General features: G+C 58.0%; 6 protein-coding genes. 2 read left to right on the top strand and 4 right to left on the bottom strand.

What is annotated here, in order from left to right:
- The 4 genes from A1355_RS22375 to A1355_RS22360 all read right to left on the bottom strand — a co-directional run.
- Positions 1-391, bottom strand: a 391-nt coding sequence (locus A1355_RS22375) for a YgjP-like metallopeptidase domain-containing protein (protein WP_197471886.1), incomplete at its 3' end; no start/stop codon positions are given.
- Positions 388-1,059 carry a transglutaminase-like cysteine peptidase gene (locus tag A1355_RS22370; RefSeq protein WP_064031495.1) on the bottom strand — a complete coding sequence of 224 codons (672 nt, stop codon included), beginning with the start codon at positions 1,057-1,059 and terminating at the stop codon, positions 388-390. The genes A1355_RS22375 and A1355_RS22370, both read right to left, overlap by 4 nt.
- Positions 1,046-2,947 carry a LapD/MoxY N-terminal periplasmic domain-containing protein gene (locus tag A1355_RS22365; protein ID WP_064031494.1) on the bottom strand — a complete coding sequence of 634 codons (1,902 nt, stop codon included), beginning with the start codon at positions 2,945-2,947 and terminating at the stop codon, positions 1,046-1,048. Before A1355_RS22365 ends, A1355_RS22370 begins: the two co-directional genes overlap by 14 nt.
- 11 nt (positions 2,948-2,958) lie before the next feature.
- Entirely contained in the window at positions 2,959-3,345 is a 387-nt protein-coding gene (locus A1355_RS22360) for a group II truncated hemoglobin (RefSeq protein ID WP_064031493.1), read from the bottom strand.
- A gap of 126 nt (positions 3,346-3,471) precedes the next feature.
- On the opposite strand from A1355_RS22360, the gene A1355_RS22355 reads away from it, so the two are divergent.
- Together A1355_RS22355 and cas1f are read left to right on the top strand one after the other, a co-directional pair.
- Positions 3,472-4,140 carry a Bax inhibitor-1/YccA family protein gene (locus A1355_RS22355; protein ID WP_139306118.1) on the top strand — a complete coding sequence of 223 codons (669 nt, stop codon included), beginning with the start codon at positions 3,472-3,474 and terminating at the stop codon, positions 4,138-4,140.
- 467 nt (positions 4,141-4,607) lie between these two features.
- A partial coding sequence (gene cas1f / locus A1355_RS22350) for a type I-F CRISPR-associated endonuclease Cas1f (protein ID WP_064031491.1) occupies positions 4,608-5,584 on the top strand: 977 nt, incomplete at its 3' end.

Below are 5,584 nucleotides of genomic sequence, written 5' to 3'. Positions count from 1 at the left end.
AGTCGCCGAGCGCCAGTCGGATGCGTTCGGATTCGTCGCTGGTCTCGCCGGCCGGCATGCGTACGTGAAAGCCGCTACCGTCGCGTAGCTCGACGCCAACCGTTTTGCGGGCGGCGGTTTCGATCCGCAGCGGAATCCGCTCGCCCAAATACGGGACCGCCGCGCCGTCAGTATATAGCGCCGGTGCCCAAGCCGGCGCCGGCCGGGTTTTTTCGGCGACCCGTCGCAGCGCCGCGCGGATCCAATCCTGTTGCGCGGCGACGAAGGCTTGGATTTGTCGTTCGGGAACCTTGGGCGGAGCGACCACTTCCACCCGGCCCGGTTTGACGACAATGCGGGTGCGTTTGGCCCGGTTGCTGCGGCGCAGATGAAATTCGGTGGCGGCGGTCACAGCGGCGGCTCCATCATGCGGTCTTTCAGCTCGGTCCACAGGCTGATCCGGTCCGAGCCGCCGACGCGCTGGCCGGAGCCCTTGCTTTTAGCCAGCCACAAGCCGGTACCGTTAAAACTGTAGACCGGTTGCAGATCGCGGCGCTTGCTGGCCGGCAGGATGGCGGTTTTCAAGTTGTCCAAGACCAGCGGCTCCGCGCGCGGCGATTCGAAATAGGTGAGTACCATGTGCGCTTGATTCAACTCCAGTGCCTTGACGTAGGTGATTCTTAATTTGCTGTCGCTGACGCCCATTTCCACCAGCGTGAAATATTTGGCGATCGAGTAATCCTCGCAATCGCCGGCGCCCTTGACCAAAAACTCCGTCGGCGTGGCCCAATAATCGGTTTTGTGCCACAGCGCGATGTCGTCGACGAATTCGACGTTTTGATTGAAGAAGTCGTTGACCCGGCGCATTTTCTCATCTTCGGAAAGGTCGCGGCCGCTGGCGATCAGTTGCTGCCAGTCCAACAGCCGCTGCTTGGCCGGCGCGCCGTATTTTTTTTCGACCGCCGCTAGCATTTCCGGATCGAGGCCGAAATCCTGGGCCAAGGCCAGACACGCCAGCCAAAAAGCGGCGAATACCGCGCCGATCAGACCGCGCGGCGCCCGGATACTAACGGCTAGCACCGGCGAGACCCATCGCCTTCAAGGTTTGGTAGTCGGCTTCCGATTGAACGTTTTCGGCAAGAACGGCAATGTCCATTAGGGCCGCGATGTCTTGAACGGTCTGTACGAACACGTGTTTTTGCGCCGAGTCGCAGACCCCGTTGCCGAGGTCGCGGGCCAAACGGATGAAGTCCGGCCGCAGACGTTTGACGGTCTCGGCCGATAGCGATTGGGTTTCGAAGCGTTTGATCATGACCCGGCCGCCCAGGCTATGCACGTCGGCGATAAAATCCCGGTAGGCTTCGACATCCTTGGCGACCGCGTAAGCCGACAGGCTAAAGACCAGTTGCTTGGCGGCGATCGGGCTTTGCTTTAACAAAATTTCCAGCCAACGGCGAAATTCGCCGTTTCTGACGGTGCGGGTCGACAGGTTGACGGCGATGCTATGGGCAAGGTGGCCGTCGCGGATGTGGTGTACGACTTGTTCGATGATGCCCCGATCCAAGTCGACGATTTTGGCGAACTTCTCGGCAATCGAAATGAACGGGCCGATCGCGACCAGTTCGCCGTGACGGTCGTGGACTTGGATAAAGGCTTCTTCCATCAATAGCGCGCCGGTGGCGAACGCGGCGGTCTGGCCGATATACCACACGGAATAGTCGCAGCGGTCCACGCAATCGAACACCAAGCTCTTCCAGGCCGTGATGTCGCGGGCGATATTGTCGCCGGCCCGAATGAAATAACTGTTGGCGCCGATCAGCTGAGCTTGTTCGTGGGCTTCGTGGGCGGCTTCCAACAGCGATTCGGCGCTGCCGACCGGGTTCAGGCGAGCGACGCCGATGTGGACCAAGTCGGGTTTACGGTACTGTTCCCCCAATTGCGCGATATCGACGGCCAAGCTTCTTAACAAATCTTCGACGATGCCTTGGTCGGCGGTTTCGATCAATAGCGCGAATTCGGCGCCGTAGAACCGGTAAGGCTTGACCGGATGGGCCGCGCTATCCGCAGTGTGTTGCAGCAGTTTGGCGAAGCGGCTCAGCAGATCGTCGATGGCCGCGCTGTCGTGTTCCTTGACCAATTCGGACAGACTGTCCAGGCGGATCAAGGCGACGTGGGCGTCGCCGTGCTCGGCGAACAGCGGTTTCAAGTCGGTTTCGAACACCGATTTTTTATACAAACCGGTCAAATCGTCGCGCAACAGGCTGGCGCCCATTCGGTCCAGCTTGGTTTGCAGCGAGGCGATCGCGGTTTTGATTTTTTGCGACATCGTATTCATCGACGCGGCGACATTGCGGACCTCGCGGGTCCAAGGCAGCGCGTGTATCGTTTCGTAATGGCCTTCACTGATCCGGTGCGCCAGCCAGTCGATCTTGTTCAACGGCGCCAGCGTCATCCGCAACACAAACACCAGCAGACTGATCGAAACCAGGAAGGCGGCCAACGAATAGTAAAACGCCGATTTGGCTTGCTCGTAAAGTTTCAGATAGGCGAAGCCGGGATTGACGGTCACGTAGACGACGCCGGCCAGATTCCAGCCGGTACTGATCTCGGCTTCGGCGGTGGCGGAGGTCATCGGCAGCCGGTCGATGAACCAATCGGGCACGCCCTCCACGCGCTTTTCGCTGATCAGTTCGACCAGTTCGCGGTTTTCGGCGTCCACGATGCGAATCTCCTTGTAATAGCCCATGTCGAAAATCGCGCTGGCCATCGACTGGATGACTTGATCGTCCGGGTTGGTCATGTACGGGCTCAGCGATAAGCCCAGCGAGGTCGCGGTATCCTGGGCATGGCTTTTCGACTCGCCTTCCAGATAATCCTTGATGTTGCCGACGCTCAGCGCGAAGTTGACGCTGAATATCATCAAAAACAGCGCCGAGATCAGGATTAACAATTGTTTGGATAAAGACATGGGAGGGTTTCCTAGGTGTCCTGATTGATCATGTGCGTGGCCAGATTTTGCAAGGCCGCGCGGATATTGTCCCGGAGTCTGGGGTCCATCGCGATTTCGTCCAGTGCCTTGTTCATGCACAGCATCCACTGGTCGCGCTCGGACTCGCCGATTCGAAACGGCAGATGCCTGGCTCTGAGCATCGGATGACCGAACTCCTGCATGAAAAGATCCGGGCCGCCCAGCCAGCCGGAGAAAAACTTGAACAATTTGTCCTTGGCCGACGCCAGATTGTCGGCGTGCATCGCCCGTATGCCTTGGGCTTCGGGCAGAATGTCCATGTAGAAATAAAAACGGTCGACCAGACTGCGCAGCGCCGCTTCGCCGCCGGCCAGTTCGTAGGGGGTGGTGCTTGTCATCACCTTTTAGCCTCTAGTTTGCAAATTGTTTAGGTATACTAGCAGACGGCGCTGCCGATGCCGGGAAACTCCGGCGCGATTAAACGGTCACAGCGACACTTGTTCAACTCAAGAGGATAACCAATCATGCGTTTAAACACTGCAACCGTTCGTTCGGAATCTCGCATTCTGACGACCAATAAAGTTTTGAAGAATACCTATTTGTTGTTGTCGATGACCTTATTGTTCAGCGCCGGCACCGCCGCGTTGGCGATGATGCTGAATCTGCCGCATCCCGGCCTGATCGTGACGATGGTCGGCTATTTCGGCTTGTTGTTCCTGACCACCCGGTTCAGCAATAGCGCGCTGGGCTTGGTATTCGTGTTCGCGTTGACCGGCTTCATGGGCATGACGCTGGGACCGATTTTAAACATGTACATCCAGGCCTACAGCAACGGTCATCAATTGGTCTTGACCGCGTTGGGCGGTACCGGAGTGATCTTTTTGGGCTTGTCGGCTTACGCGCTGATCAGCCGCAAGGATTTCAGCTTCATCGCCGGTTTTTTAATGGTTGGCATCATGGTGGCCTTCCTGGCCGGTCTGGCGGCGGTCTTGTTCTCGATTCCGGCCTTGTCCTTGGCGGTATCGGCAATGTTCATCCTGTTGATGTCGGCGATGATCCTGTACCAAACCAGTGAAATCATCCACGGCGGCGAGACCAATTATATTCTGGCCACCGTGTCCTTGTACGTTTCGATTTACAACTTGTTTACCAGCTTGTTGCAATTGCTGGGCGTGTTCGGCGGCGAGGATTAATCGCTGATTGCTACCTAAAATAGGGCGGCTCCGGTCCGCCCAGTCCCCCAAAAGCCCCACTGACTTCGTGGGGCTTTTTTTGGCAAAAATTTCGCGGCGTGGAAACGGCTTCAATAGCACTGGAACGCGTTCCGAATCGGTATCGTCAAACGCAAACTCGGCCCTATTGACCACGGGTAGTCCGTTCGGGCCGAGCTCGTCGAAACCCGCTGGCGAGCCCTTCGACAGGCACAGGGCGAACGGTAACTAAGGGCCGTTATAATAGGCGCGGCACTCGACTCGACCGACAGCTACGCATTCCCGCCGCTCCGATGCCCCGACGCAAATTCGACCCTTTGCAACGGCTTTAACCGTGATGGCTGATATTCCGGCACGGCAGGCCGTTCTCCCTTCCTTTGTCTAGCCTTGACGCTGGCGCGCCGACGCGGCAATAATCCGGGCCGTTTTGGAACAATCATCCGACGGTTATGGAACAACTCACCGACCTAAAAGCCATCCTCCACTCCAAGCGCGCCAACATCTACTACCTGGAAAAATGCCGGGTGATGCAAAAGGACGGCCGCGTGCTGTACCTGACCGAAGCCAAGGACGAAAACCTGTATTGGAACATCCCCATCGCCAATACCACGGTGATTCTGCTCGGCACCGGCACCTCGATTACCCAGGCAGCGATGCGGATGCTGGCCAGCGCCGGCGTGCTGGTGGGATTTTGCGGCGGCGGAGGCACGCCCTTGTTTAGCGGCTGCGAAATCGAATGGCTCACCCCGCAAAGCGAATACCGCCCCACCGAATACATCCAGGGCTGGCTGAAATTCTGGTTCGACGACGCGCAACGTCTGACAGTCGCCAAGGCTTTTCAACAAGCCCGCGTCGATTACATTCGTAAGGTATGGAGCAAGGACCGCGAACTGCAGGCTGAAGGTATCTTCGCTGACGACAGCGCCATAGCTGCCGCGCTGGACAATTACGCCGGCAAGCTCGGCAGCGCCGAAAAAACCGGCGACCTGCTGCAACGCGAAGCGCTATTGACCAAACAGCTCTACCGTTACGCCGCCAAGGCCACCCAACACGGCGATTTCAGCCGCGACCACGACGCCACCGACCTTGCCAACGGTTTCCTTAACCACGGCAATTACCTGGCCTACGGCCTGGCCGCCACCACCTTATGGGTACTGGGCATCCCGCACGGTTTCGCGGTCATGCACGGCAAAACCCGGCGCGGCGCGCTGGTGTTCGACGTTGCCGACCTGGTCAAGGACGCCATCGTCCTGCCCTGGGCTTTCGTCTGCGCCAAGGAAAAAATGAGCGAACAGGAATTCCGCCAGCAAATCCTGCAAAAATTCACCGACCACAAAGCGCTGGATTTTATGTTCGAGCAAGTCAAGCGAGCCGCCATACAACAAACCGACGACGTGAACAATGCCGTTCGTGGTGAGCCTGTCGA

The sequence above is a fragment of the Methylomonas koyamae genome (genome assembly GCF_001644025.1).
Classification (GTDB): Bacteria; Pseudomonadota; Gammaproteobacteria; order Methylococcales; family Methylomonadaceae; genus Methylomonas; species Methylomonas koyamae_A.
This window is presented reverse-complemented; position numbering and strand designations above follow the sequence as displayed.